The organism is Colwellia sp. SU-HH00943, assembly GCF_057546125.1.
Genome location: NZ_BAAJLW010000002.1, coordinates 180,233 through 205,544, shown reverse-complemented (window position 1 = coordinate 205,544; position 25,312 = coordinate 180,233). Strand labels below are relative to the sequence as shown.

Below are 25,312 nucleotides of genomic sequence, written 5' to 3'. Positions count from 1 at the left end.
TCTGATAGAATCAGTTACATTCAGTTGCGTTCATCGTTTTAAAGGAGTTTAAGTTAGTGGATTTTTTGGTTATTGGATCAAGCATGGCATTTATTGCTTACATGCTCGCCACTATGGCAATAGTATCACGCTTATTTCACCCAAACGGTCCTAACCTAGAGCGGGTTCTAATTTTAGCAACTACCGCTATTGCTATTCATTTATTTAATGATGCCCAACTTTTCTTCGTGGAAAATGAAATTAACTTTAGTCTTCCCAATGTTATTTCATTAGTTAGTTTAATCATTACTATCACTATTTCAGTGGTGGCTTTACGGGTAAAAGTTAACTTATTGCTACCGGTTATTTATGGTTTCGCGGGTATTTGGCAATTAGCCAGAATCTTTATGCCAAACACTGAGTTAATGCCTTTAGTTGCGGAAAAGTTAATTATTATCAGCCATATAAGCCTTGCGCTCATAGCATACTGTATTTTAATCATTGCTACTTTATATGCTTTTCAAGTTGCTTATATAAATTTAAAACTAAAGAATAAAAACTTAACCGCGGTTGTACATTTACCACCATTAATGCAGGTTGAAAAACAGTTGTTTAGTATTTTAACTGTCGGCATTACCGTTTTAGTTAGTAGCCAGTTGATTGGTTTATTTTTTCTTGATGGCTTTTTTGCGAAAGAAAATATTCACAAAACAATACTCTCATTAGTTTCACTATTTCTTTATTCCATCATTTTATTTGGTCATATCAAACAAGGGTGGCGAGGCCATAGAGTATTGGTACTTATGATCACAGCTAGTGCAATGTTAACCTTGTCATACTTTGGCAGTCGATTCGTTAGAGAGTTTCTGCTATCTTAACGTTACAAAGCTTGGCGATAAATTTCACTTTGCCCATATAAACACAATGTAAGGATTCCTTTTTGGATAACATATCAACTCAGATGCTATTTATTATTCTTGGCATACTGCTGCTTATTTCGGCTTATTTCTCAGGTTCAGAAACAGGAATGATGTCGCTAAATCGTTATCGATTACGACATCTTGAAAAAGAAAAACATAAAGGTGCAAAGCGAGTCAGTAAGTTATTAGATCGCCCTGATAGACTTATTGGTTTGATTCTTATTGGTAATAACTTAGTCAATATCGCCGCTTCTGCCATTGCAACTATTATTGCTTTACGATTATCAGTTGAAGCAGGTATATCTGAAGATATCGGCGTATTAATAGCAACAATCGTATTAACTTTAGTGGTATTAATTTTTGCTGAAGTTACCCCAAAAACTTTAGCAGCCTTATATCCAGAAAAAATAGCATTTCCAAGTTCTATTATTTTAACCTTACTGTTAAAAGTATTATTACCTTTTGTTATTGCAGTGAACTGGATCACCAATGGCATTTTAACGCTTATCGGTATTAGCTCAGAGAAAAGAGAGCAACACAGCTTAAGCTCTGAAGAATTACGTACTGTCGTAAACGAGTCTGGTGCCTTGTTGCATGAACAAGATCAAAGTATGTTGATGAGCATTTTAGATTTAGAAAAAGTCAGTGTTGAAGACATTATGATCCCGCGAAGTGAATTAGTCGGTATCGATATTAATGATGACTGGAAAAAAATACAAAAGCAGTTAACGCAAGCAAATCATACACGGGTTTTACTTTACCGTGACAATATTGATGACGTCGTTGGTTATATTCACGCAAGAGATGCGCTAAAACTCCTGTCAAAAAGCCAGTATACAAAAGCTACCTTATTACGAGCTGTACGCGAATTATATTTCATCCCTGAAAGTACACCATTAAATATCCAACTATTAAAGTTCCAACGTGCCAAAGAGCGCTTAGGTTTAGTCGTTGATGAATATGGTGATATACAAGGCTTGGTAACGCTTGAAGATATTTTAGAAGAGATTGTTGGTGACTTTACCACAACCATGACGCCAACAGCGAGTGATGAAGTAACTTTACAGCCAGATGGTAGCTATTTGGTTGATGGTAGTGCGAGTATCCGTGATGTAAATAAAGAAATGACTTGGCAGTTACCAACAGATGGCCCTAAAACACTTAATGGTTTGATTATTGAATATTTAGAAGATATCCCACAAAGCAAGCTTAGTGTTCGTATAGCAGGCTATCCTGTAGAGATAGTGGATGTTACAGACAATATGATTAAAACCGTGCGTATTATGCCGGAGTATTACATCAGTGAAGAGGCTGAAGAAGAATAATCAATTTGAAACACGCTGAAACTTAGTTAACCACAAAGTTATCCACAGGCATTTTTTAAAAATAAGCTTTCCACAATTTCTGTGGATAACAAGGTCAACCCCTATCAATTACAGCTTTTAACTATTTCAACAGTTTTTTAACAAAAAAGTCATCTTTTTTTCGCAAAAAAAAGATGACTTTTTAGAAGCTGATAATTACTTAGCTAGCGAGCAATTTAAAATTTTTCCATAATAAAATGAACAAAGTGGCAAGGTTTATGCGTAGTTTTCTGAGTCGATTAACAATTGAACAATAATACAATTATCCAAAAAACAATCGCCATAACCAACCATGATCTAACTCCTCTTCACAACTTTTTAACTGCGAAGAGTAGCGACGAGCACGGTCATCTACTTTTCTTGCCACTTTTACTAACCATGCCTTTTTCTTATAAGTTTTTCGTTTATAACCACCCCAACCTTCATGGTAGTTTAAATATTGGTTATAGGCGTCCCACTTAGAGACACCATTAACTTTTTGGGTTTTGAAAATAAACCAGCCCATAAAATCAATAGCATCATCAAAGTCATCCCTATCGGCACCAGAATTACCCGTTTCACGTACATAATCATCCCAGGTCATTGTTTTAGCCTGTGAATAACCATAGGCAGTACTTACTCTTCCCCATGGGATAAAACCTAAAATATATTTGCGTGGTGGCGCGGCATTATGTTTAAAAGAGCTTTCTTGGTACATCATACTCATAGGAACATGAATAGGTACTCCCCAGCGTTCTCTGGCGTCTTTGGCCGCAAAGAACCAATCGCGATGTTCACGAAAAATTTCACAAATATTTTCTGGGTTTTTAGGAGGAGGAGTGGCACAACTTGTTAAAAGCAAAAGAGATACGGTTGTCGCCACTGTCAATTTGGTAAAACGCATAAAAGACTTATCAACAAAAATATAAAGAATAATAATGCCAGAGTTTTCAAATAACTGGCAAACTATATGACACTATTTCATAGAAGTTTACAATTTATCAAGGGTTAAATTTTAACCGTCTTTTTATTGATATCATATTCTCGTAGTTTATTCGCAATAGCGGTATGACTTAAGCCTAGTTTTTTCGCTAATTGTCTTGTGCTTGGGTAAGCTGGATAAAGTTTTCTTAATAAATCAGCTTCAAAATTTTTCACTGCAGCATCAAGAGTGCCTTCAAACTCTTGCTCAAGATAACCATGTTCTTGAGTGTAAGCAGGTAATTGCAGGTGATCTACACCTATTTCAGCCCCTTCAAGCAGTGATGCCGCTCGAGTCAACACATTCTCTAATTGTCTAACATTGCCCGGCCAAGGGTAGTGCTCAATAAACTCTCGACATTCTGTCGTTAGGGATAGATGATGACGACCAATGCGATGCCCCGCTTGAGTCATGAAATGCTCGGTTAATGGTAATATATCGTTTCGTCTCTCTCTTAATGGCGGGATATTTAAGCCAAAAACATTGAGTCTATAATACAAATCTTCTCTAAATTCACCAATCGATACTAAATGGAGTAAATCTTTATTCGTTGAGCTAATAATGCGCACATTGACGGTAATTTCTTGTTCAGAGTTTACTCGTCTAAAACTACCGTTTTGAATGACACGCAATAGTTTGCTTTGCAGCTTTGTCGACATTTCGCCAACTTCATCTAGAAAAACCGTACCGCCATCAGCAAGCTCAAAAATACCTCGCTTACTCGCTGATTGATCTGTCTCGCCTACACCGAATAATTCAGACTCTGCCACATCATCAGGTAATGCTGCACAGCTGAGTGTCATAAAGGGTAATTCAGCACGTTCGCTGGCAGCATGGCAAGCGCGAGCAAGTAACTCTTTACCTGTGCCTGTTTCACCAATAATTAAAATCGATGAGTCTAGTTGCGACATACGTTTAGCCTCTCTAAGCACTTTACGCATGGCACTACTACTGGCTTGGATACCTGAAAAAGTATTTTCATTTGGCTGCTTAAACGCGTTAACCTGCATTCCTAGGCGTGCTTCAGATTTTAAAATAAGTACTGCACCCGCTAAGATTTGTTTTTTAACTTCACCACTAATATTACTTTCACCTGAAACATTAATAGGCATCATATCAGCAACAAAATCTTCCCCTTGAAACTTCACACGGCAAGTTTGCGCAAGGACATCATCACTGTCTAACCAACGAGAAAAATTAAAACCTTTTAACCACTGGCTAACATTTTGCCCTTTAATGCTTGCTTCATTAGTGCCCATAATATTGGCAGCAATATTATTCACTATACGGATATTGCCTTTAGCATCTATAGAGATAAATGGATCAGGAAAAGTCTTAATTAAAGTGACTAACTCATTACGTTCACGCTCTGATGGCATAAAGGGTGCTGTTCTGACATCACCAACCCCTTCAAGTAATCGCAACTGTGGCATAAAAGTTTGTAAATCAGAAAACTCTAAATCAGGAATATTGATAAATATTCGACCAGGTTGTTTCAATTCTATGCCACGAACATTTATACCGTGCTCAACAAAAATACCTAATACTTTTTGTCCCATACCAACACGATCATGACAAGTAATTTCCAAACGCATGCAATAAAACCTTAATACCAAGAAAATTTAATAACGCCATTGTAAACTAATTTGTACAAGAAAAAAGCCTTAATAAAGAATATCATTAAGGCTTATATATTAATTTGTTATCAACAGCAGCTTACAAGACAATTTTTATAAAAATTACACTAATGAGTCTGTTTTTGCAGCGCAAATAAAGTCGTTTTTGTGAAGCCCTTTAATTGCGTGTGTCCACCAAGTTACAGTTACTTTTCCCCATTCTAATAAAATAGCGGGATGATGAAATTCAGCTTCAGCTAATTCACTGACTTTATTCGAAAATGCCCACGCGAGTTTATAATTTTTGAATTTGTACTCACGCTCAAGCATCATTACATTATTTCTTACTTGCGGTATCCAATCAGGTATTTGTGCTAATAATTCCTTAAGCTCTTCATCACTTACTTTAGGGGCGTCTACCTGACATGCTTCACACTTTTGTGCAGATAATTGTTGTGTCATTTCTTTGATCCTTTTAACTAAACTACTTTGCTAAGCTACATTTTTAGGTGGAAATTTAGCTTCGAATAATCCCAATGTTTTTGCCTCTTCAATTAAAGCCATAATATCTTCAACTTCGTATTCTCTAATGTTGTCTAAATCACTGACTTTATTGAGCATATAATATATGGGTTGCATAATATCGATACGGTACGGTGTCCTTAATACGTCTACCACATTTGACTTATTCAGTGGTCTTCGCTCAACATTTTTATCAGTGAGTGCATAAAGGGTTTCACTTGGCGATGAAATAATACCACCACCATAAATTCTTAAACCATGAGGTGTATCGAGCAAACCAAACTCAACCGTAAACCAATATAAACGGGCCAGATACACGCGTTGCTCTTTTGTTGCCTTTAAGCCCATTTTGCCATAAGCCTGAGTATAGTTAGCAAATGATGGGTTAGTCAGTAATGGACAATGCCCAAAAATTTCATGAAATATATCAGGCTCTTGCAAATAATCTAATTCTTCTTCTGTACGAATAAAAGTTGCTACAGGAAACTTCTTTTCTGATAATAGTTTGAAAAATTCCTCAAAGCCAATAAGCGCCGGAACACCATAACATTGCCAACCTGTGCTTTCTCGTAATACTTTAGAGACATCTTCTAATTGTGGAATCTTATCTGTAGGTAACTTTAATTTTGCTAAACCTTGAATATATTCATCACAAGCTTTGTCTTGTATATGAGCCAGTTGACGTGTAATTAATATTTCCCAAATGATATTTTCTTGCTCTGTCCATTCGATAACACCCTGCTCATTAGCATGCTTAGATACATACTTAGTGTGTTTTGCCATTACATTAACCTTCTTTTCTATTTCTTATTCTTATTAAGTAATACGGGGATTCCCCTTTAGTTATATTTATCTTAAGACATAAAATAAAAGGAAGGGAAGTAAACGGCTGTGTACAAAAAACAACCACGAAGATTTATTGTACAAATTTAATTACAACAAATATTACAGTGATCGTTTTTATTCAGGAATTGATACGATTAGCCTCACTCAACCAAGTTAAGCTAATCATAGTGTGGCGGGTTATTTAGATTTAGTTAGCAAGCTTTTAATGGTAGTAAGCATTTCTTTGCGAATATGTCCCAATTTAGGTTTATCATCAAAGGGGATTGGTCTACATAGCTGCATAGTTTTCACTCCTAGGCGAGCTGTTAACATACCAGCTCCTAATCCCTGAGCTAATCTACCCGAAAGTTTACCCAGCAAATCAGCCCCTATCATGTCAGTTCCAAAGTCGGCAATAAGCTCACTCGCTCCCGCATAAACCATATTAACAAACACCTGTCGAATCAATTTAATACGGCTCCAGTAACCTAATTTCAATCCATACAAACCAGCAACTTTATTAATCATCCGTAAATTACGCCACAGCATGATCAGCATATCGATAAGTGCAACTGGACTGAGCGAAATCAACACCACTGATTCGGTAGAAAATTTGGCAACCTCTCGCATCGCTTTCTCATCAACTTTCGACAAAACTAGCCTTGAATATAGTTGCAGTAGTTCATTTGAAGAATGCTCTGCATTTAATGCTTGTTGCCAAGCTTGCTCTTGTTCAGACACTAAATCACAGGGGAGAGTCTCAGTAATTCTCTGACAAAAGGCTTCAACATCAATCTCTTCACTGCCCTGCTGAATTTGCTGTATCGGGCTTTGTAATAATAAGTGTTGTGCTTGTTGTTTTAATGTTTGACGGCGCTTAAACTGGCGTAACGTGGCCCACTCACTCAATAGCGAAGATGAAACTAGCGCAAGTAAACACGCCAATATCACGCCATAAACACTGGTTAAAATAGGTGAGTTAATGAAACCATTTATAAAAAAATCAACCGTTTCAACGCCAATAACAAGTGCAAACAAACTCAGAGCAATGCGCCATAACCAACGGGGTTTACGTTTGTTTTTTACCGGTTTGCCATCAGCTAACAAGGTTTCTTCTAACGCAATAGGTAAGTCACTATTTTCTTCAATAGGTAAATAATCTTGGTTGTTAAACAATATTTGTTTACCATCTTCAGCTGCTTTGCTTTGTGCTTCAAATTGACTACTCGCTAGCTCATTATCAGCAAATAGAATTTGTTGTTGGTGTGTATCACTCGGCGCTTGCTCAGCTGACGATGTCGTTTTTGCTTCTACATTTTTCATATCATTTTATCTGCCAATAAAAACTGCAACACTTGATCCATTCGAATATGCGGTAAGCTTTGGTGTTTTGTCATACCGCTTGGAGGTGCAAAATTAATAAAATTAAATGCTGATGTTTGCCAATACTGCTGTTCTGGTAATTGACTCGGTACAGAGCCAGGAAAAACAGTAATCTTTTCACCTTGCGACGTGTGTTCATCGTCGGCCAGTCTATTTCCCTGAATAACCGATATCGGTTGCCCTTTATGCAAGCTTTTACCTGATTGGGTGCTTCTCACAGAAGCTATTGCCAGAGTTTGCATGTCTATGGCTTCATAATTAAGCTTATGTTTACTTTGATAAATAAGTTGATTTAACAAAGATACCATAGGAGCGTGTTGGTCGGCCGTCACATGATCAGCCTTTGTCGCAGCGAAAAGCAATTTATCAATTTTAGGTGAAAATAACCGCGCCAGTATGCCTGACTTACCATAGCTATAACTTTCTAAAATCATATCAATTGCTAATTGCAAATCAGCAAAACTTTCTGGGCCACTATTTTCTGAGCAAGCATTGAGGGGAGATAAACAGTCTGCTAATACGATTTGTCTATCGAAGCGAACAAAGTGTTGCTGATAGAATTTTTTTACCACACTGTCTTTATATTCAATAAAGCGTGCTCTAAGCATACCAATAAAGCTATCATCGCTAGCATTTTGATAATCATTTCCATCAATCTCACTAAGGTTAGGAAAAGGAAAAAACTCTAATATGGGTGCGCCAGCAAGTTCTGCGGGTAAAATAAAGCGCCCAGGTTGGATAACAGACAAGCCTAACTTGTGTCGAAAAGTATGCAGAAGCTCAGTATATTCATCGGCTAATTGCGCTAATATTTCTTCATCAGCAATAGCGAAAGGATCTATGTTGCTAACTTTTTCAAGAAAGTCCTTCGCGTATTTTTTTCTAGGCTCGGTTAATAATAGTGCTTGAGTTTGCACTGACCATTGCTCATAAGTTTGCTTGAGCATAGGTAAATCAAGGAGCCACTCACCTGGGTAATCGGTAATATCTAACGTCAATGTCGCCATATCTGTTGTATATTTTAATAACGATTTTTTCGGCTGATAACGAATGGCTAAACGTAATTCACTGATGCCATGGGTTGGCTCAGGCCATGAGGGATCTTCACCTGTCAAGGAAGCAATAGCGCGATCATAATCAAAACGCGGCACAGTTAAGTTTTTTTGCGGTACTCGTTTGGCAGCAATAAAGTTTCCGTGATGAACTGGGTCAAAAAAACTCAGATGGTTATTGCTGCCTTCATTAATAAGCTGATTTACCAATGAGGTTATAAAAGCGGTTTTACCGCTACGGCTTAACCCTGTAACAGCTAAGTTAATATGTTGATCAAAAGTTCTGTTTAAAATATCACTTGCTTTATCTTTCAGTCTATCTAAGCGGTGTTTCTTTTTTATGGCCATGTGTTATGTGATCGCAATCTTAAATTGCCTATTGAAGCGCTTAACAATGAGTAATTTGATAATAATGACTTTTGTGCGGAAATAACAGCACTTAACTCAACATATAAAATTATTTTGGGTGAGGCCTTTTGACATCACCCGTGTTAAGCCTTATGCGCTTGTCTTTAAAGACGTTTTTATAACTTATTTATTTCTCTTGATACCGTAAACTCAGCAGAGGTTACATATTGCTCAATACCTTGGAGCTGTTTTTCAAGGGTTAAAAACTTACGGCGAATATCATGTAGCGCTTGTTTAGGTGGCTCACCTGCCTGCCAAATTCTAGACTTCACCTTTATAGATTCACCGGCATCTTCTTGCTCAAAACTACGCTCTTGATTATGAGCAGTTGAATGCGCTTGATTTCCTCGAGCATATTGATAACTTTTGTGACCACCTTTATGCATTTGCGCGCTAGGGTTTTTATCTAAAATAAACCAAGCTGCGATGTAGCCTAGAATCAAAAAAGGCATACCAAACAAGACACCTGAGACAACAAGAATACGAACTAACCAAGTTTCCCAACCAAAATAGTCAGCAATACCAGCACACACACCCGCTATTTTACCACTTGACGGATTACGGAATAGCTCTTTGCGTTTGCCACTCATAATTTACTTCTCCAGTCAGGGGTCTCCGCGTCTAAAATAGCTTCAAGTGTTTTAATGCGATCAGCCATTTTATCAGCCATTTCAGACAAGTCAGATAATTGAATGTACTCTTCTTCACTTAAACCTTGGCTAACCTGCCTTTTGCTGCGGTAATGTAACACCAACCAAATTGGGGCAACAACGAGCATAAAAATTATCACCGGTGCCATAATGATGTCTTCCACAATACTTCTCCTTAATGCTGTTTTCGTTGACTAAAATTACTCATGATATAAAAAGTAAATAGTACAGTACGAAATTAATAATTGATAACTTTAGCGTTATTTCTTCTTCATTTTAGCTTTTAATGACGCTAATTCATCATCAACTTTTTCATCACTTTCTAACTCAGAAATTTCATCGGCTAATGATTTACTGCCTAAGTCATATGATTCTACTTGTGACTCAATATCATCAATTTTACGCTCATAACGATCAAAGCGACTTAAGGCATCATTAACACGTCCACTATCAATATTTTTCTTAACCTTTAAGCGAGAGCTTACGGTTTTCTCACGCATAATAATCGCTTTTTGACGAGCTTTTGCATCCGCTAACTTTTCTTGTAACTGCGAGATTTCATCCTGAAGCTTAGCAATATGTTCTTCAACGTGTGCTAACTCTTCCACTAAAGCTTTAGCACTTTCACTGCTCTTTTGTTTTTCCATTAAAGCTGCGCGAGCCAAATCTTCTCTATCTTTGCTTAGTGCAAGTTCAGCTTTGTCTTGCCATTGCTGAGCTTCATTTTCAAAACGAGTAACTTGGCGCGTTAATTCTTTTTTATCAGCTAAGGTTTTTGCTGAGCTTGATCTTACTTCGACCAAGGTGTCTTCCATTTCTTGAATGATTAAACGTACCATTTTTGCAGGATCTTCTGCTTTATCTAATATATTGTTGATATTAGAATTAATAATATCGGTAAACCTAGAAAAAATACCCATAACAACTTCCTCTTTTCTTTCTATCATTATTTAAATGTCTATTCATAAGCATTCATTAATTACGCCAAATTGACAAAACTTTTTAACCTTATGTTTTTCAAAGCTTAATTAAATAATCAAAAAAAACTGTTATCTAGTTGATTAATAAAATACACTATTTGTTAGTGAAATTAACTAATACCGAGTCTAATATTAAAATTTTCATTCATTGATGATTTTAGCAGCAGAGTCAGCATCCAATTTAGGTCAAGTTATGGCGCGTTTTAAACAACAAGATAATCTTCTTGGTCAATCAAACAGCTTCTTAGAAGTACTGGAGCAAATATCACAAATTGCGCCATTAAGTAAGCCAGTGTTAATTATTGGTGAGCGAGGTACAGGTAAAGAATTAGTAGCTGCTCGCTTACATTACTTATCTAAACGTTGGGAGCAAAATTATTTAAAATTAAATTGCGCAGCGTTAAATGAAAACCTCTTAGAAACCGAGTTATTTGGTTATGACTCTGGTGCTTTTACCGGCGCAAGTAAACGCCATGAAGGCCGTTTTGAGCGTGCTGATAATGGCACACTGTTTTTAGATGAAATTGCCAACACTTCAGGGTTAATTCAAGAAAAGCTATTACGTGTCGTTGAGTATGGTGAATTTGAACGAGTTGGTGGCTCACGCACAATAAGTACTGATGTACGATTAATTGCTGCAACCAATGAGGATTTACCCACTTTAGCTGCTTCAGGGCAATTCAGAGCTGATTTACTAGACCGTTTAGCGTTTGATGTAATCACGCTGCCGCCGTTAAGAGAGCGCTTAGAAGATATAACCATGTTGGCTGAACATTTTGCCATGAATATGGCTCGCGAGCTTGAGTTTGAATTATTCAGTGGCTTTACTGAAAAAGCTAAACGCACCATGCTTGACTATCACTGGCCGGGTAATATTCGTGAATTAAAGAATGTTGTTGAGCGTAGCGTTTATCGCTGTAACAACCCACACTTACCTGTACATGAGTTAATTATTGACCCGTTTGAATCTCCTTTTAGACCAAGTCAACAAATTAAAACCCTTGATAGAGTTCATGCTAATGCTAGTGAAACAAACTCAGCTTCATCAACCAATGCTGAACAATCACAGACCAGTGAGCAAATAGAAACGACTCCACAAGTGACAACCAAGCCATTAACAGCTGCTATAACGACAGACTTCCCGCAGTCATTAAAATCACTTTCTCAAAATTATGAAATAGATTTAATCAAATCAGCGTTAGCACATTGTCAATTTAATCAAAAGAAAACAGCACAAGCACTAGAGTTAACCTATCATCAATTAAGAGGTTACTTGAAAAAATATAATTTACTCGACGGAAGCGATGGTAGCGTAGCTGATGAAATTTCTTAACTCGATTATTAGTGCTGTTATAACATTATTAGTCCTGAGTGGTTGCAATGATGAAGGCAAATTGTCATTGAGCCAGCGCAGTATTATTTATTGCTCTGAAGGCTCTCCTGAAACCTTTAACCCACAACTGGTCACTTCTGGTACGACAATTGATGCAACATCTAATCAGTTATACAATCGGTTAATTGCCTATCATGGTGAAGAAAATACCCTAATACCGGCATTAGCTAAATCATGGCATGTAACGCGAGATGGTAAGAAAATTACTTTCTATTTACGTAAAAACATTGCTTTTCATCAAACCAGTTATTTTACCCCTAGCCGCTTTCTAAACGCTGACGATGTATTATTTAGCTTTAATCGAATTATTGACCCAAATCACCCTTTCCACCTTATTTCGGGAGGTAATTATCCATTTTTTCAAAGTATTGAACTTGAAAACCTTATTGATAAAGTTGAAAAAATAAATGATTACACCATACGTTTTCACCTTTCTAGACCTGATAATACTTTTTTAGCTAATTTAGCGACAGATTTTGCTGTGATTTTATCTGCAGAATATGGCCAACAATTAGCAGCAAAAAGTGCTGAGCAAAACATTGATATTATGCCCATAGGAACTGGACCATATAAGCTTAAAGAATACCGAGTAGGTTCATTAATACGCTTTTATCGTCATGACGAGTACTGGCAAGAGCCAGCTAAAATGGAACAATTGGTTTTTGATATCACTTCAAGTAATACAGGCAGGTTAACCAAGTTATTAGCAAAAGAATGTGATATCAGTAGCTACCCAATTGCTCATGAAAAGATCATTGAACATACAGACTTAACTTTAGATTCAGTTACCGCATTAAATGTAGGCTATTTTGCTTTTAATACCACAAAAGCTCCCTTTGATAATGTACTTGTACGACAAGCACTTGCTTACGCGATTAATAAAGACACCTTGTTAGAGACTATTTATCAAGGGCAAGCTGAACAGGCAAATTCTATTTTACCTAACACGTCGTGGGCATATGATAAAAGTATCAAACCACAAACGTTTAATATTTCTAAAGCGCGTGAGTTATTAAATCAAGCTGGCTACCCAGATGGTTTCACCATGGACTTATGGGCTATGCCTGTACAAAGGCCTTATAACCCTAACGCAATCAATATGGCTAAACTAATTCAGGCTGACTTAAAAAAACTCAATATTACCGTCAATATTGTCAGTTATGAATGGAATACTTTTTTGCAACGTTTGTCATTAGGAGAGCATCAATCTTTTCTTCTTGGCTGGTCTGCAGATCATCCCGACCCTGATAACTTTTTTTCTCCTATGCTGAGTTGTTCAGCCAGTAACACTGGCAGTAATAGAACTTTTTGGTGTAACAAGGATTATGATGATATTATTCATAAAGCACTAGAAACTAATAATATTAAAAAGCGAAAGCAGTTTTACGCACAAGCTATGGCCTTAATTGCAAAGGAAGTTCCTCTTATTCCCATTGCTCACTCCAAAAGATATCAAGCACGTGGGCAAGATATTGTCGGCAAAATAATTGCTCCTTTTGGCGGTATTAGTTTTTATCAGGTAGCGAGACGCTCATCAAACTTAGAAGCACTTAATAATCAAGAAGCTGAAAATACTCAAAGTGAGGCAGTAAACTAATATGCTGATTTTTACGCTTCGCCGCTTAAGTTTGTTTATTTTCACCATGTTATTATTAACATTATTGTCTTTTAGCTTAAGCTTCTTATTTCCAGGCGATTCCGTTATTAATTTATCTGGAGCCATCAACGCTACGCCAAGCCAACTTACACTTTTAAATGAAAGTTATAAGACTGACAGCAATATCATTATTCAATACTTTGCTTACTTAAAGCATATTGTTGAAGGAGATTTAGGCCTATCCATGGCAAGCCAATCTGTCATCAGCCATGAAATAATGAACTTACTGCCGGCAACTATTGAGCTCAGTATCGTCGCCCTACTCATCGCTATGTTTGTAGGTATTCCTCTTGGTTTTATTGCTGCAATTAAACACAACAAAACAACCGACAACATCATTTTATCAGTATCTATGTTGGGATATTCTATCCCAGTATTTTGGCTTGGCTTATTAGCAATACTGACTTTTTCAATCAGTTTAGGTTGGTTCCCTTCTGCAGGACAAATTAGCTTATTGTTTGAAATAGAGCTCATTACAGGGATCCAATTTATTGATATTTTACTGAGCGACAACCCCTATAAATGGCAAGCTTTTAGCGATGCAACTATGCATATTATTCTCCCTGCCTGTGTTATTGCCGTTGCACCAGCTACTATTTTTGTTCGTTTAGCTAGAACTTCGATGATAGAGGTGTTAGATACAAGCTATATTAGGGCTGCAAGTGCTAAAGGTTTAAGTTATCAACGTATTATCTTTAAGCATGCGATCCGAAACGCGTTAATTAAAATTATTCGCCATGTTGGTTTGCAGTTTGCTAACTTAGTTACCATTGCCATGGTTACCGAAGTCATCTTTAGCTGGCCAGGCATTGGTCGCTGGCTAATTGTTAGTATTGATCAAAGGGATTACACCGCCATTCAAAGTGGTTTATTAGTATTATCATGCTTTATCTTTGTAGTTCATATTTTAACGGACTTTATTTACGCTGCGCTAAACCCATTGGCTCGAGGTATTAAATATGGCTCGTGATAAAATATATTTAGAAGAGGTATTTCCCTCTCCTTTTATGCAGCTTTGGCAAGTATTTCGAAAAACACCTGTTGCTATGGCTGGTTTTAGCTGTTTCATCTTTTTAATTATTTTAGCTATTTTTGGTCCACTATTAGCACCACACTCGCCAATAGAGGGGCAACTTGATATGCCATTGTTGCCACCTGCTTGGCATGCAGATGGTAATATCAGTTATTTACTCGGTACTGATGAACTAGGCCGGGATATGCTTTCTAGGTTAATGTATGGTACGTCTCTCACCTTTGGTCTAAGTTTTATCGTGGTTATCATATCGCTCGTTGTGGGTGTAATCATCGGATCATTATCAGCCCTTACAACGGGTATAAAATCGAGCTTTCTTAACCACTTCTTAGATGTAATTTTATCTATTCCTTCATTATTACTAGCTATTATCATTGTCGCTATTTTAGGGCCAGGTATTAATAACACTGTGTGGGCGGTTGTTATGGTATTAATTCCGCAGTTTATCCATATCACTCGTTATGCAGTAAAAGAGGAATTTCGGAAAGATTATGTATTGGCTTCTCGTCTTGACGGCGCTAGCCCATTTAGAATTTTGTATTATTCAATATTTCCCAACATTGTTGATCGAATAATGAGCCAAGCAACCATGGCTCAGTCAGCTGCAATTCTAGATATAGCAACCCTTGGCTTTTTAGGCTTAGGCGCACAAATTCCGTTGCCCGAATGGGGAGCTACTTTGGCCAATGGTTTAGATTTATTTTATATCGCACCTTGGACTGTTTATTTACCAGGTTTAGCCATCCTCTTTGCGGTTATTGCCACTAACTTAGTGGGTGAAGGTATTCGCCATGCGCTCAAACTACGCAAGGAGTGCTAATGAATTTACTTGATATTAGAAATTTATCCATTGAACTTGTGCAAGGTGAACAAAATATATTGGCTGTTGATAAAGTCAGTTTATCAATGAAAGAAGGTGAAGTTCGCGGTATTGTTGGTGAGTCAGGCTCAGGAAAGTCACTGTTAGCGCAAGCAATTGTTGGTGTGTTAGATGACAAATGGCATGTGCATGCCGATAGGTTTCATTGGCGTGGAATTGACTTATTACGTTTATCAATTCCAGAGCGTAAAGAAGTGCTTTCTCGTGATATCGCTATGATATTTCAAGAGCCGATGGCATGTTTAGATCCCACCACGACAATTGGAGAACAACTGTCTGAAGCGATAGATGATAGCCAATTCACAGGCTTTTTCTGGCAAAAACAAAAACAACGCCAAACAGAAGCAATAAAGCTACTTCATAAAGTTGGCATAAAGCAGCATACCAACTGTCTTAAAAGCTATCCGCATCAATTAACAGAAGCAGTATGTCAACGGGTGATGATAGCTATAGCCTTAGCAAGAAAGCCTATTTTATTAATTGCTGATGAGCCAACTGCGGCTATGGAAAACACCAATCAAGGGCAAATATTTCGCTTATTAGCCAGTTTAAATCAACTCAAAAATATGGCAATTCTGCTAATCAGCCATGATTTAGAGAATATTACCCATTGGACTAATACCATTACTGTTATGTATAGCGGACAATTTGTTGAAGCCGGCACAACAGAGCAAATTTTTCAACAAGCCATGCACCCATACACACAAGCATTAGTAGATAGTAGTCCAATGGCGAATCTTCATTTGCCTGCAAAATCTCGACTCATGACATTACCGGGCAGTATTCCTATTTTACAACACTTGCCCATTGGTTGTAGGCTTGGTCCTAGGTGCCCTCGAGCTCAACAAGATTGTGTCAAGGCTCCTTCGGTAAGTAACTTTCATGGTCATAAAGTCAGTTGTCACTTCCCATTATTACAATCCCCGAAAGCACATGTCGCAAAACGGCATAATCGTAAACTACAAAAATCGGGGGTAAGATGACTGAATTATTAAAGGTAGACGCTCTATCTAAGTCATATCATAAGAACGGTGCTTGGCTCAAGAAAACAACTACCACGGTACTAGATAACATTTCATTCTCAATTGAAGCACATAAAACCTTGGCAATTGTTGGTGAAACAGGCTCAGGAAAATCAACCTTAGCGCGATTATTGGTAGGCGCTGAGCCAGCATCAAGCGGGCAAATCTATTTAAATGGACAAGAGTTGAAATCAGGTAGTTATAAACATAGATGCCAGCATATTCGTATGATATTTCAAGACTCTGGCACCACACTCAATCCAAGTTTAACCATTCAACAGTTACTTGATGAGCCATTAAAGCTCAACACACCGTTTGATGACAAGAAGCGTACAGAGATTATCCGAAAAACCTTGCAAAAAGTCGGTTTGCTAGGTGATCATATGAACTTCTATCCTCATATGTTCTCTGGTGGACAAAAACAGCGTATTTCGCTTGCTAGAGCGATAATTCTACAACCTCAAGTGATTATACTCGATGAAGCCTTAGCCTCGTTAGATCCATCACTTAGATCACAGATGATTAATCTACTGCTCGATCTACAACAACAAATGGGTTTAGCCTATATTCTCATTTCTCATAACCTTGGCATTATTCGTCACTTTAGTGATGACATAATTGTCTTATCAAATGGCAAAATTGTTGAGAATGGAAAAACACAAGCAATAATGGCGAAGCCGCAACATAAAGTTACTCAAAAATTGATGATGAATCAAAGCTTTCAATTGCAAGCAAAAAAGTAATTTACAGCTAAAAGCACTAGTAATACCAAGTTGATTAAGTTCTTTCCCACTCAGCGAGAATTAAAAGGCTTAGAGACAAGGCATTGATTGAAGAGAATGGTTATTCAGGAGAATATGCTCCTGCATTCTCTAATAAGCTACATCCATGTAGCGTCCTTGTCAAAATCAATAACGCAGCATGTAAGCCTTTTAAACTCGCCCTTTGGGAGCTTACTCGATGCCCACTAACTTCGTTAAATTTATTTGATTTAGAATGACTAGACCTAAACAAATTTGCCTTGTTATTGAACATCGAGCATAACTCTGAGTAGGGAAGAAATTTAATCAAATTGGTATAACAAAAGCGTAATACTAAAAAAGCTAGCTTCTCTAGATGATGAATGATTCAACACATAGAGTAACTAGCTTTTTAGTTATTTGTTTACTGTTACTAGGCTATGAATACCAAGTGAATTAAATAATTGACTTGGTATAAGGATTAAAAGGCGCTAGTAGGTTCAGTAACCGTAGTGCGAGTTATCTTCGCATCAGCTTTTAACGAATCAACATAACTCATATAAGCTGATTGCGCTAATTGAGACGTTTGTTGTTGAGCAACTTGAGGATTAGCTGCTGCCTCAGTCACTTGTACTGACTGTACTTCAACGAGGGCTAAGTCACCATTGCTTAATGCGACACTAGACGCAATCACAGTACCTTCAACAGGATGTGGCAATACAAATGCTTCACGGCTAATGCTTTGGTCTAAGTCAGCGCTATAACGTGCAACAGCTTCTTTAGCAACAAAGCTAGCATTAAGCTCTGTAAGTTGCGCAGAAATATCATTACCCGCTTTAAATTGAACCAATAAGGCTTCAACAGTCTCTTGTGCTTTTGCTGTCGCTTTTTGCGCAATTAAGATACTTTTAATTTGCTCTTCCACTTCAGCAAGCGGTTTAACATTCGCTTCTTGGTAGGTGTCCAAACGTAACACTAAAGCAACTTCATCACTAACTTCAATTAAATCAGAATTCATGTTTTCTGTTAGTACTATGTCAGAAAAAGCCGCTTCGATAATTTTAACGTTATCAAAAGGAGCTGGATTACCTGAACGAGATAACCAATCTGATGTTTTGATTGTTGCGTTGACCTCATTAGCCGCATCTTCAAGGCTATCAGGAAATTCAAAACTAACCTGTGCTAACTTTTGACTTTCTTCGTAAAAAACTTCTTGTGCTCTTTCAGTGCTAACTCTTACTTTTAACTCATCTTTTACATCAGCTAAGCTTTGAATAACTTCAGGCTTAAGCTCAGTAAGCTTAATCACATGATAACCAAAACTTGTTTTAACTAACTCGGTATAATCACCAACATTTTGTAAAGCTATTGCCGCGTCATCAAAGCTAGGTTCCATAACACCTGGTTCAAGGTATTCTAGATCACCACCATTTTCACCACTAAAGGTATCAGCAGATAATTCTTTTGCTAACTCTGCAAAGTCTTCACCTTGCTCGAGGCGAGCTAAAACCGCTTCAGCTTCAGTTTTTGCTGTTGCTTCACTATCGCTATCATCTTCAGTAAATTCGATTAAAATATGTGAAATTCGACGCTGTTCTGCTTGCGTAAAACTAGCAAGGTTTTCTTGATAATATTCAGCAACATCTTCTTCTGAAATTTCGATACCTTGAGCAATATCATTCACATTTAAGCTAACGTAATTAACCTTCACTTGTTCTTTGTTTTCAAAACGGTTTTGATTGGCTAAAAAGAATGTTTTAATTTCTTCTTCACTCACTTCAACCGCTGCTTCAAATTGTTGAGCTGAAATAGTTGCATAGCGAATATCACGGGTTTGATTTTGCAAAGCAAGTTGCAACTTCTCTTGATAAGGTAAATTAAACTCTGTTGATACAAGTGCCTGACTTAATTGACGACGTGTCATTTCTACACGTAAGTAATCTCGAAAGTCTGATGATTGAAAGAAGCCTGCTTGGTTAATAATGGCTAAATAGCGATTATTATCAAAAACACCATCAACCTGAAACTCAGGCATAGCTCTAATACTATTTTTTAAACGTTCATCAGAAACGCGAATAGCTAAATCTTGAGCACTTTGGTCAATTAGTTTCTCATTAATCAGGTTATCTAATACACCTTGACGGAAATTGGCCATATAAGCACTATCGCTAGATAATGTCTCAAACATTTCACCAAACTGTTGCTCCATACGGCTACGCTGAGCTTGGTAAGCTTTATTGAAGGCTTGTAAGCTAATTTTTTCGCCGTTAACTGTTGCTACAGAATTATCAACTGAGTTGGTATAACTACCAATACCCGCAACGGCAAACGTTAAAATAATTAAGCCAAGGATAATTTTAGCAGTTAAGCCTTGCGAACTTTCTCGAATATTTTCTAACATCTTTTTCTCTTTTCTTTAAGGTAAGTACCCTATTGAGCCACTTATTGTAAATAACGACTGTAATTTTGTTGTTCGCGATTTTAGCAGAAGCAGACCACAGCTTGAAGTACAAGATTACTTTTATTTTGTGAAATAATCTCTAACCTTCCTAAAAGCAAAAGACCACCAAATGGTGGTCTTTAAATATAATTCTAATTATATAAAAAATTGCTATGTGCAATTTAATATATATTAGCCATTACATGCATCTTTTAATGCTTTACCAGCTTTGAAAGATGGAATTTTAGCAGCAGCGATTTGAATAGTTGCGCCAGTTTGTGGATTACGGCCAGTGCGTGCAGCACGGTCACGTACAGAGAAAGTACCAAAACCAACAAGAGCAACTTGCTCACCATTTTGTAATTCTTCAGTTACAGCGCCAATAAATGAATCTAAAGCACGACCCGCCGCAGCTTTAGAGATGTCAGCGCCTTCAGAAATTTTCTCGATAAGTTGAGATTTATTCACAGTGTATACCCCTTCAATTGTTATTATTACAACGCTATCTTTACTCTTAATTAAGAGTTAATAAAAGTTCGTCCTGCAGAAAACTAAAACTACATTATGTAATTTTATTTCTTTTGAACATCAAGCGCCGAGTTTAAAAAAATACTATTACCACTAAACCTCTTTTGTAAAATCAATGAAGGTACATTACCTCATAGACATACTAAATAAGGGGTCTAGCGACATAGGCGTACTTAACTTACCATAGTTTCAGCGTTTGAAAAGCCTTTATTTCACTTTTTTCGATATTTTTTCTATTTTTTTGCTTTTTTTAGTGAATTACATCAAAAAAAAGCTATTCCTAGCATAAAATTCACTCGGCTTGCCACTGTTCTACAGGATGCTCTAATGCGATAGCAAGCACTTCATCAATCCATTTTACTGGGTGAATTGACAAGTCTGCTTTTACATTTTCAGGAATTTCTTTTAAATCACGTGCATTATCGTGAGGTATAACAACCGTTTTAATGCCACCACGATGCGCAGCTAGTAACTTCTCTTTTAACCCACCGATGGCTAAAACTTCTCCACGCAGTGTGATTTCACCCGTCATTGCCACTTCAGCTTTCACAGGATTACCCGTTAAGCTTGAAACCAACGCAGTACACATGCCAATACCAGCACTTGGGCCATCTTTGGGCGTTGCACCTTCTGGCACATGAACATGAATATCACGCTTCTCATAAAAATCATCGTTAATGCGGAGTTTTTCAGTCCTGCTGCGTACTACTGTCATTGCTGCTTGAATAGACTCTTGCATAACATCACCTAGCGACCCCGTATAACTAAGCTTCCCTTTACCTGGCACTGAGGCTGTTTCTATCGTCAGTAATTCACCACCAACTTGCGTCCATGCTAAACCTGTCACTAAACCAACGCGATTTTCATCATCAGCTTTACCGTAATCAAAACGTTGTACCCCTAGATATTCATCTAAGTTGTCTTGATTAACCGTAACTTTCTTTAACTTTTTATCAAGTAAAATAGCTTTTACGGCTTTACGGCATAATTTAGATATTTCCCGCTCTAAATTTCTGACACCAGCTTCACGGGTGTAATAACGAATAATGCCAATAATAGCACTATCATCTATTTCGATTTCTTTATCTTTTAAACCATTACGTTTTATTTGCTTATTTAACAGGTGATTACGAGCAATGTTTAGTTTTTCGTCTTCGGTATAACCTGATAAACGAATAACTTCCATACGGTCTAGCAATGGGCCCGGGATGTCCATGCTGTTTGAGGTGGCCACAAACATTACATCAGATAAGTCGTAATCAACTTCTAAATAATGATCATTAAAGTTAGTGTTTTGTTCAGGATCAAGTACTTCTAATAGTGCAGAAGCAGGATCGCCACGCATATCAGAAGCCATTTTATCGATTTCATCTAATAAAAATAATGGATTTTTAACACCTACTTTTGACATTTTTTGAATCAATTTGCCTGGCAAAGATCCGATATAGGTTCGACGATGGCCACGTATTTCCGCTTCATCACGCACACCACCTAACGCCATACGTACGTATTTTCGTCCAGTAGACTTGGCAATAGATTGCCCAAGTGATGTTTTACCAACACCCGGAGGCCCGACTAAACACAAGATAGGTCCTTTAAGCTGACTAACCCTTTGCTGAACAGCTAAATATTCTAAAATACGTTCTTTAACTTTATCTAAACCGAAATGATCTTTGTCTAGCACTTCTTGTGCTAAGGCAAGGTTACGCTTCAATTTACTACGTTTTTTCCAAGGTACATTCAACATGCAATCAATATAGCTTCTCACTACAGTTGCTTCTGCTGACATTGGCGACATCATTTTTAATTTTTGCATTTCAGCAAGGGTTTTCTCTTTTGCTTCTGTTGGCATCTGCGCATCTTCAATACGCTTGGCCATTTGCTCAAGTTCATCAGGTGTTTCATCACCTTCATTTAACTCTTTTTGAATTGCTTTCATTTGCTCATTCAAGTAGTACTCACGTTGGCTTTTTTCCATTTGCTTTTTAACACGGGTACGGATTTTCTTTTCTACTTGTAATAAGTCTATTTCACCTTCCATTAATGCCATCAAGTGTTCTAAGCGCTCAGTAACATTAATAATTTCCAATACTTTTTGTTTATCAACCAACTTCAATGGCATATGCGCTGCCATGGTATCCGCAAGTTGTTGTGCATCATCAATGCCCGAGACTGAAGTCAGTACTTCTGGTGGGATTTTCTTATTGAGTTTAACGTAACCTTCAAATTGTGAAATTGCCGAACGTATTAATACCTCGTGATCTTCACCTTCTTCAGGAGCTGAATCAAGGTACTCGATATCAGCGCTAAAATATTCTTCCGTTTCAACAAACTGACACACACGTGCACGCTGCTGCCCTTCTACAAGCACCTTAACTGTACCATCAGGTAATTTCAGCATTTGTAAAATGGTTGCCACTGTACCAATTTGATACACGTCGTTGGCTTGGGGATCATCGACTGCTGCATCTTTTTGGGCAACAAGAAAAACTTGCTTGTCATTTTCCATAGCAAGATCTAAACAGCGAATGGACTTTTCACGGCCAACAAATAGCGGAATAACCATTTGTGGGTAAACAACGACATCGCGCAAGGCAAGAACGGGGATTTCAACTACACTAGATAATTCTTCAGTCATGTGTGTCTCTTTGGAAAGTATTGAAAATTACTGATAAAAACTATATGGGGATAAATAGATAAGTTACAAGCGAGAAATTCAAGTTTATTACTAAAGCGCTAAAACAAAAAAGAGCCTTGCGGCTCTTCTTATAAATTAAGTACTTACAACTGATTATTCTGATGCTGCTTGATCTGGCTGGCTATCATAAATAACTAGTGGTTTAGACTCACCTTTAATTGTTGTTTCATCAACGACAATTTTACTGACATTTTCCATTGAAGGAAGCTCGTACATAGTATCAAGCAATACCGACTCAACGATAGAACGTAAACCACGTGCTCCTGTTTTTCTTTCCATGGCTTTTCGAGCAATAGCATGTAATGCATCTTCTCTAAATTCTAACTCAACCTCTTCCATATCAAATAAAGCGGTGAATTGTTTAGTTAACGCATTTTTAGGCTCTTGAAGGATCTGTATTAATGCTTCTTCGTCAAGTTCACGTAAGGTAGCGACTACAGGTAAACGACCGATGAATTCAGGAATTAAACCATATTTCACTAAATCTTCCGGCTCAACTTCTTCAAAACGCTCTGTGAGTGACTTCTCTTGCTCTTTGCTACGCACTTCTGCGCCAAAACCTATGCCTGTTCCGGTATGACAGCGTTGTTCAATGACTTTATCAAGGCCTGCAAAAGCACCACCACAGATAAAGAGAATTTTAGACGTGTCAACTTGCAAAAACTCTTGCTGTGGATGCTTGCGGCCACCTTGTGGTGGTACAGAAGCAATAGTACCTTCAATCAGTTTTAACAAGGCCTGTTGTACACCTTCACCAGACACATCGCGTGTAATTGACGGGTTATCTGATTTACGTGAAATTTTGTCAATTTCATCAATATAAACAATACCGCGTTGTGCTTTATCTACATCGTAATCACATTTTTGCAGTAGCTTTTGAATAATGTTTTCAACATCTTCACCTACATAACCTGCTTCAGTTAATGTAGTTGCATCTGCCATGGTAAATGGCACATCAAGTAAACGTGCTAATGTTTGTGCAAGTAAAGTTTTACCTGAGCCTGTAGGGCCAATAAGCAAAATATTACTTTTTCCTAATTCCACACCATTGTGTGAATCACCATTGCGTAAACGTTTATAGTGATTATAAACCGCTACGGCTAATACTTTTTTAGCGTGATCTTGACCAATTACGTAATCATCTAAACTTTCACGTATTTCAATCGGGGATGGTAGTGACTCTTTTTCTTCCTTGGGTGAAATCTCTTTTATCTCTTCACGAATAATATCGTTACATAACTCCACACATTCATCACAAACAAATACCGACGGGCCAGCAATTAGTTTACGTACTTCATGTTGGCTTTTGCCACAAAATGAGCAGTAAAGTAACTTACCATTGTCACCGTCACCACTTTTAATATCGGTCATGCCCTACCTCTAAGTCTTTAATTCCGTTAATAACGACTACACTAGATTTTTTCATCTGTATAAACTATAGCATAGTCGTAATTTTATCATTTTTTAAGTAGCAGTTTTCGATAACTGCTACTTAACAGTTAATGCGCTGTATAATTAACTGTTTCTTTGTTCTAATATGGCATCAACTAACCCATATTCAACCGCACTTTCTGCACTTAAGAAATTATCTCTATCCGTATCTTGCGCGACTGTTTCAAGTGGCTGGCCTGTATGCTCTGCCATTAAACGATTTAATTTATCTTTAATATATAAAATTTCTTTCGCATGGATTTCAAAATCAGACGCTTGACCTTGGAAACCACCTAATGGTTGGTGAATCATCACTCGTGCATTAGGTAAACAATAACGTTTTCCTTTCTCACCGCCGGATAGTAAGAAAGCTCCCATACTGGCTGCTTGTCCAATACAAACTGTACTAATGTTTGGCTTAATAAACTTCATGGTATCGTAAATTGCCATACCCGCAGTTACTGAGCCACCTGGTGAGTTGATGTAAAGAAAAATATCTTTTTCTGGGCTTTCAGATTCTAAGAATAATAACTGAGCAATAATTAGGTTTGCCATATGGTCTTCAACTTGACCACATAAAAAGATCACACGCTCTTTAAGTAAGCGAGAATAAATATCGTAAGAGCGCTCACCTTTAGAAGTTTGTTCAACAACCATAGGTACTAGAGCGCTTTCTATCGCACTTCCTGTACTTTGATTTGTTGTTGATGAATGAGCTTGAGACATATTTTGAGGGTTAAACTGAGAATTAAACAATGTATTCTTTCCCTTTATAAAAAGTAAAATGGCTTATATGTTTCCATATAAGCCATTTAAGCGATTGCTTAGCT

The 25,312-nt window shown here is 37.4% G+C and carries 22 protein-coding genes; 8 read left to right on the top strand and 14 right to left on the bottom strand.

The genetic code is table 11. The features are described 5' to 3' along the window. Positions 1 to 83 precede the first annotated feature (83 nt). Entirely contained in the window at positions 84 to 857 is a 774-nt protein-coding gene (locus AC27GZ_RS06170) for a cytochrome C assembly family protein (protein ID WP_487094030.1), read from the top strand. 62 nt (positions 858 to 919) lie between these two features. Continuing rightward, positions 920 to 2,224, top strand: a complete 1,305-nt coding sequence (locus AC27GZ_RS06165; RefSeq protein WP_487094029.1) for an HlyC/CorC family transporter — start codon at positions 920 to 922, stop codon at positions 2,222 to 2,224. 301 nt (positions 2,225 to 2,525) lie between these two features. On the opposite strand, the gene AC27GZ_RS06160 is transcribed toward AC27GZ_RS06165, so the two are convergent. The 9 genes from AC27GZ_RS06160 to pspA form a co-directional block, all read right to left on the bottom strand. Beyond that, the gene (locus tag AC27GZ_RS06160; protein ID WP_487094028.1) at positions 2,526 to 3,146 is read right to left on the bottom strand and encodes a transglycosylase SLT domain-containing protein; all 621 of its coding nucleotides are present in this window, start codon (positions 3,144 to 3,146) and stop codon (positions 2,526 to 2,528) included. 104 nt (positions 3,147 to 3,250) lie between these two features. Beyond that, a complete protein-coding gene (gene tyrR, locus AC27GZ_RS06155; RefSeq protein ID WP_487094027.1) occupies positions 3,251 to 4,819 on the bottom strand; it encodes a transcriptional regulator TyrR in 1,569 nt (522 codons plus the stop codon). Between the two features lie 144 nt (positions 4,820 to 4,963). Continuing rightward, on the bottom strand, positions 4,964 to 5,302 hold the full coding sequence (locus AC27GZ_RS06150) for a 4a-hydroxytetrahydrobiopterin dehydratase (protein ID WP_487094026.1): 339 nt from the start codon (positions 5,300 to 5,302) through the stop codon (positions 4,964 to 4,966). Positions 5,303 to 5,332: 30 nt separating this feature from the next. After that, on the bottom strand, positions 5,333 to 6,145 hold the full coding sequence (gene phhA, locus AC27GZ_RS06145; RefSeq protein ID WP_487094025.1) for a phenylalanine 4-monooxygenase: 813 nt from the start codon (positions 6,143 to 6,145) through the stop codon (positions 5,333 to 5,335). A 240-nt stretch (positions 6,146 to 6,385) separates the two neighbouring features. Continuing rightward, positions 6,386 to 7,510, bottom strand: coding sequence for a YcjF family protein (locus AC27GZ_RS06140; protein ID WP_487094024.1), 1,125 nt, complete (start codon positions 7,508 to 7,510; stop codon positions 6,386 to 6,388). Continuing rightward, on the bottom strand, positions 7,507 to 8,970 hold the full coding sequence (locus AC27GZ_RS06135) for a YcjX family GTP-binding protein (RefSeq protein ID WP_487094023.1): 1,464 nt from the start codon (positions 8,968 to 8,970) through the stop codon (positions 7,507 to 7,509). The genes AC27GZ_RS06140 and AC27GZ_RS06135 overlap by 4 nt, the downstream gene beginning before the upstream one ends. Positions 8,971 to 9,146: 176 nt before the next feature. Beyond that, positions 9,147 to 9,620: a PspC domain-containing protein gene (locus tag AC27GZ_RS06130; protein WP_487094022.1), complete on the bottom strand. Its 474-nt coding sequence runs from the start codon at positions 9,618 to 9,620 to the stop codon at positions 9,147 to 9,149. Continuing rightward, positions 9,617 to 9,829: an envelope stress response membrane protein PspB gene (gene pspB, locus AC27GZ_RS06125; RefSeq protein WP_487094530.1), complete on the bottom strand. Its 213-nt coding sequence runs from the start codon at positions 9,827 to 9,829 to the stop codon at positions 9,617 to 9,619. Before pspB ends, AC27GZ_RS06130 begins: the two co-directional genes overlap by 4 nt. Positions 9,830 to 9,940: 111 nt before the next feature. Then, positions 9,941 to 10,600: a phage shock protein PspA gene (gene pspA, locus AC27GZ_RS06120; RefSeq protein ID WP_487094529.1), complete on the bottom strand. Its 660-nt coding sequence runs from the start codon at positions 10,598 to 10,600 to the stop codon at positions 9,941 to 9,943. A gap of 253 nt (positions 10,601 to 10,853) precedes the next feature. Between pspA and pspF the strand changes: the two genes are divergently transcribed. From pspF to AC27GZ_RS06090, 6 genes are read left to right on the top strand one after another with little or no spacing between them, the layout of a single operon-like run. Continuing rightward, positions 10,854 to 11,993 carry a phage shock protein operon transcriptional activator gene (gene pspF, locus AC27GZ_RS06115; protein ID WP_487094021.1) on the top strand — a complete coding sequence of 380 codons (1,140 nt, stop codon included), beginning with the start codon at positions 10,854 to 10,856 and terminating at the stop codon, positions 11,991 to 11,993. Further along, a complete protein-coding gene (locus AC27GZ_RS06110; protein WP_487094020.1) occupies positions 11,980 to 13,650 on the top strand; it encodes an ABC transporter substrate-binding protein in 1,671 nt (556 codons plus the stop codon). Before pspF ends, AC27GZ_RS06110 begins: the two co-directional genes overlap by 14 nt. A 1-nt stretch (position 13,651) precedes the next feature. Then, complete coding sequence (locus AC27GZ_RS06105) at positions 13,652 to 14,680, top strand: ABC transporter permease subunit (RefSeq protein WP_487094019.1); 1,029 nt, start codon at positions 13,652 to 13,654, stop codon at positions 14,678 to 14,680. Further along, entirely contained in the window at positions 14,670 to 15,563 is an 894-nt protein-coding gene (locus AC27GZ_RS06100; protein WP_487094018.1) for an ABC transporter permease subunit, read from the top strand. The genes AC27GZ_RS06105 and AC27GZ_RS06100 overlap by 11 nt, the downstream gene beginning before the upstream one ends. Continuing rightward, positions 15,563 to 16,606: a peptide ABC transporter ATP-binding protein gene (locus tag AC27GZ_RS06095; RefSeq protein WP_487094017.1), complete on the top strand. Its 1,044-nt coding sequence runs from the start codon at positions 15,563 to 15,565 to the stop codon at positions 16,604 to 16,606. The genes AC27GZ_RS06100 and AC27GZ_RS06095 overlap by 1 nt, the downstream gene beginning before the upstream one ends. Beyond that, the gene (locus tag AC27GZ_RS06090; protein WP_487094016.1) at positions 16,603 to 17,388 is read left to right on the top strand and encodes a peptide ABC transporter ATP-binding protein; all 786 of its coding nucleotides are present in this window, start codon (positions 16,603 to 16,605) and stop codon (positions 17,386 to 17,388) included. The genes AC27GZ_RS06095 and AC27GZ_RS06090 overlap by 4 nt, the downstream gene beginning before the upstream one ends. A 478-nt stretch (positions 17,389 to 17,866) precedes the next feature. Here AC27GZ_RS06090 and AC27GZ_RS06085 read toward each other — a convergent pair whose 3' ends face one another. From AC27GZ_RS06085 to clpP, 5 genes are all read right to left on the bottom strand, one after another. Beyond that, positions 17,867 to 19,786: a SurA N-terminal domain-containing protein gene (locus AC27GZ_RS06085; protein ID WP_487094015.1), complete on the bottom strand. Its 1,920-nt coding sequence runs from the start codon at positions 19,784 to 19,786 to the stop codon at positions 17,867 to 17,869. Between the two features lie 231 nt (positions 19,787 to 20,017). Next, positions 20,018 to 20,293, bottom strand: coding sequence for a nucleoid-associated protein HU-beta (gene hupB, locus AC27GZ_RS06080; protein WP_487094014.1), 276 nt, complete (start codon positions 20,291 to 20,293; stop codon positions 20,018 to 20,020). A 352-nt stretch (positions 20,294 to 20,645) separates the two neighbouring features. Beyond that, positions 20,646 to 22,991, bottom strand: coding sequence for an endopeptidase La (gene lon / locus AC27GZ_RS06075; RefSeq protein WP_487094013.1), 2,346 nt, complete (start codon positions 22,989 to 22,991; stop codon positions 20,646 to 20,648). 153 nt (positions 22,992 to 23,144) lie between these two features. Next, positions 23,145 to 24,422 carry an ATP-dependent protease ATP-binding subunit ClpX gene (gene clpX / locus AC27GZ_RS06070; protein WP_487094012.1) on the bottom strand — a complete coding sequence of 426 codons (1,278 nt, stop codon included), beginning with the start codon at positions 24,420 to 24,422 and terminating at the stop codon, positions 23,145 to 23,147. A 144-nt stretch (positions 24,423 to 24,566) separates the two neighbouring features. Then, positions 24,567 to 25,208 (bottom strand): ATP-dependent Clp endopeptidase proteolytic subunit ClpP, encoded by a 642-nt coding sequence (gene clpP, locus AC27GZ_RS06065; protein ID WP_487094528.1) that lies wholly within the window; start codon positions 25,206 to 25,208, stop codon positions 24,567 to 24,569. Positions 25,209 to 25,312 lie beyond the last annotated feature (104 nt).

Bases quoted from the DNA above. Each gene is read 5' to 3' on its own strand.
- AC27GZ_RS06130 (WP_487094022.1), bottom strand. From the start codon at position 9,620: ATGAGTGGCAAACGCAAAGAGCTATTCCGTAATCCGTCAAGTGGTAAA.
- AC27GZ_RS06105 (WP_487094019.1), top strand. From the start codon at position 13,652: ATGCTGATTTTTACGCTTCGCCGCTTAAGTTTGTTTATTTTCACCATG.
- clpP (WP_487094528.1), bottom strand. From the start codon at position 25,208: ATGTCTCAAGCTCATTCATCAACAACAAATCAAAGTACAGGAAGTGCG.
- AC27GZ_RS06135 (WP_487094023.1), bottom strand. From the start codon at position 8,970: ATGGCCATAAAAAAGAAACACCGCTTAGATAGACTGAAAGATAAAGCA.
- pspB (WP_487094530.1), bottom strand. From the start codon at position 9,829: ATGGCACCGGTGATAATTTTTATGCTCGTTGTTGCCCCAATTTGGTTG.
- AC27GZ_RS06170 (WP_487094030.1), top strand. From the start codon at position 84: ATGGCATTTATTGCTTACATGCTCGCCACTATGGCAATAGTATCACGC.
- pspF (WP_487094021.1), top strand. From the start codon at position 10,854: ATGGCGCGTTTTAAACAACAAGATAATCTTCTTGGTCAATCAAACAGC.
- pspA (WP_487094529.1), bottom strand. From the start codon at position 10,600: ATGGGTATTTTTTCTAGGTTTACCGATATTATTAATTCTAATATCAAC.
- AC27GZ_RS06095 (WP_487094017.1), top strand. From the start codon at position 15,563: ATGAATTTACTTGATATTAGAAATTTATCCATTGAACTTGTGCAAGGT.
- clpX (WP_487094012.1), bottom strand. From the start codon at position 24,422: ATGACCGATATTAAAAGTGGTGACGGTGACAATGGTAAGTTACTTTAC.
- lon (WP_487094013.1), bottom strand. From the start codon at position 22,991: ATGACTGAAGAATTATCTAGTGTAGTTGAAATCCCCGTTCTTGCCTTG.
- tyrR (WP_487094027.1), bottom strand. From the start codon at position 4,819: ATGCGTTTGGAAATTACTTGTCATGATCGTGTTGGTATGGGACAAAAA.
- AC27GZ_RS06140 (WP_487094024.1), bottom strand. From the start codon at position 7,510: ATGAAAAATGTAGAAGCAAAAACGACATCGTCAGCTGAGCAAGCGCCG.
- AC27GZ_RS06110 (WP_487094020.1), top strand. From the start codon at position 11,980: ATGAAATTTCTTAACTCGATTATTAGTGCTGTTATAACATTATTAGTC.
- AC27GZ_RS06090 (WP_487094016.1), top strand. From the start codon at position 16,603: ATGACTGAATTATTAAAGGTAGACGCTCTATCTAAGTCATATCATAAG.
- phhA (WP_487094025.1), bottom strand. From the start codon at position 6,145: ATGGCAAAACACACTAAGTATGTATCTAAGCATGCTAATGAGCAGGGT.
- AC27GZ_RS06160 (WP_487094028.1), bottom strand. From the start codon at position 3,146: ATGCGTTTTACCAAATTGACAGTGGCGACAACCGTATCTCTTTTGCTT.
- AC27GZ_RS06100 (WP_487094018.1), top strand. From the start codon at position 14,670: ATGGCTCGTGATAAAATATATTTAGAAGAGGTATTTCCCTCTCCTTTT.
- AC27GZ_RS06150 (WP_487094026.1), bottom strand. From the start codon at position 5,302: ATGACACAACAATTATCTGCACAAAAGTGTGAAGCATGTCAGGTAGAC.
- AC27GZ_RS06085 (WP_487094015.1), bottom strand. From the start codon at position 19,786: ATGTTAGAAAATATTCGAGAAAGTTCGCAAGGCTTAACTGCTAAAATT.